Source organism: Actinoplanes sp. NPDC048791 (assembly GCF_040650095.1).
Taxonomy (GTDB): Bacteria; Actinomycetota; Actinomycetes; order Mycobacteriales; family Micromonosporaceae; genus Actinoplanes.
In genome coordinates, this window is record NZ_JBEZGQ010001367.1 from 1 (window position 1) to 1,850 (window position 1,850).

Here is a 1,850-nt window from a genome sequence, read left to right on the forward strand (position 1 = left end):
GGCCTGCGGGCGGCTCCTCGACCCGGACGAGGGCGAGGTGCTCCTCGACGGCGTGCTGCTGCCCCGGGTGGGCCACGACGCCCTGCGCCGTGCGATCGGGCACGCCTTCGCCCGGCCCGTCCTCGTCGGGGCGACCGTCGGCTCCGCGCTCGCCCTGGGCCCCGGCTCCCCCGCCGGGCAGCGGATACGCGCCGCCGCCCAGGCAGCCCGCGTGGACACGGTCGTCGAACGCCTCCCCGACGGCTACGACACCCGGCTCGCCGACACGCCGCTGTCCGGTGGCGAGGTGCAGCGGCTCGGCATCGCCCGCTCGCTGGGGGCGGAACGGCTGCTGGTGCTGGACGATGCCACCTCCAGCCTGGACACCGTGACCGAGTACGAGGTCGGGCGGGCGTTGCTGGATGCGGCTGATCGCCGTACCCGGGTGGTCGTCACCCACCGGGCCGCCACCGCCGCCCGGGCCGACCGGGTCGCCTGGCTCGACCAGGGCCGGCTCCGCGGCTATGCGGAGCACCGGATGCTGTGGCAGGACCGCGCCTACCGGGAGCTGTTCGCCGGAGCGGACCGATGAGGTATCTGCTGCGGTTCCTGCGCCGCCACCCCGCCCCGCTGGCCCGGCTCGCCTGGTGGTCGGCCGTCGAGGCGGTGCCGGCCGTGCTGTCCGGGCAGGTCATCGCCCGTGCCGTCGACCGTGGTTTCCTGGCCGGCCACCCGCACACCGGCCTGGCCTGGCTGGGTCTGCTCGCGGCGGCGGTGATGCTCGGCGCGTACGGCACCCGCAACACCTACCGCTGCCTCGCCGGTCTCGCCGAGCCACTGCGCGACGAGCTGGTGGCCCACGTCGTGAGCGGTGCGCTGCGCGGAGCCGCCGACCGCTCGGCCGTCGCCCGGCTCACCCACCAGGTGGAGATCGTCCGCGACACCTTCGCCGGCGCGGTCATGACGGTGCGCGGCTTCCTGTTCGCGGTGACGGGAGCGCTGCTGGGCCTGGCCGCTCTGGCCCCGTCGATCGCCCTGGCCGTGGCGTTGCCGATGCTGGCCGGCCTCACGCTGTTCGCCGTGACGCTGCCGGCGATGGTGGCCCGGCAGCGCGCGTACGTGGCCGCCGACGAGCAGCTGGCCGACGAGGCGGGATCCGCGTTCGCGGGCCTGCGGGACGTGGTCGCGTGCGGGGCGGAGGGACGGATGACCACGGAACTCGCCGTCCCGGTCGACGCCCAGGCCTCGGCCGAACGATCGGTCGTGCGCATGACCGCCGTACGCGGACTCAGCCTCGCCCTGGCCGGCTGGCTCCCGGTGGTCATCGTGCTGCTGGCGACACCGTCGCTGATCCGCGGCGGCCTGACCGCGGGTGCCGTGCTCGGCGCCCTGACCTACCTGCTGCACGGCGTGCAACCGGCCCTGAACACCCTGATCGGCGGCCTGGGTGGCGGAGGCGTGCGGCTCACCGTGACCCTCGACCGCATCCTGCAAGCCGGCAAGCAGCCGCCACCCGCACCAGTCACCGCAGGGCGGCAACCCACCGACGCTGAGGTGAGCCTCTGCGGCGTCAGCTTCTCCTACAGCCGCCACGCCGAGCCGGTGGTCCACAGCCTCGACCTGACCATCACCGACGGCGACCACCTGGCCATCGTCGGTCCCAGCGGCATCGGCAAGTCCACCCTGGTCGCACTGCTGGCGGGCACCCTGCGACCCCGGCAGGGCGAGGCCCGGCTGGGTGGTTCCCCGATCGCCGACCTGGACGCGCGCACCCTGGCCCGGCACCGGGTGCTGATCCCGCAGGAGGCGTACGTGTTCAGCGGCACGCTGCTGGACAACCTCCGCTACCTGCGCCCCGACGCCGATCGGCG

The 1,850-nt window shown here is 75.0% G+C and carries 2 protein-coding genes; both read left to right on the forward strand.

The annotated features are described in order from the left end of the window. Window positions 1–571, forward strand: a 571-nt coding sequence (locus AB0C29_RS46370; RefSeq protein ID WP_360834485.1) for an ABC transporter ATP-binding protein, incomplete at its 5' end; no start/stop codon positions are given. Further along, window positions 568–1,850, forward strand: a 1,283-nt coding sequence (locus AB0C29_RS46375; RefSeq protein ID WP_360834487.1) for an ABC transporter ATP-binding protein, incomplete at its 3' end; no start/stop codon positions are given. The genes AB0C29_RS46370 and AB0C29_RS46375, both read left to right, overlap by 4 nt.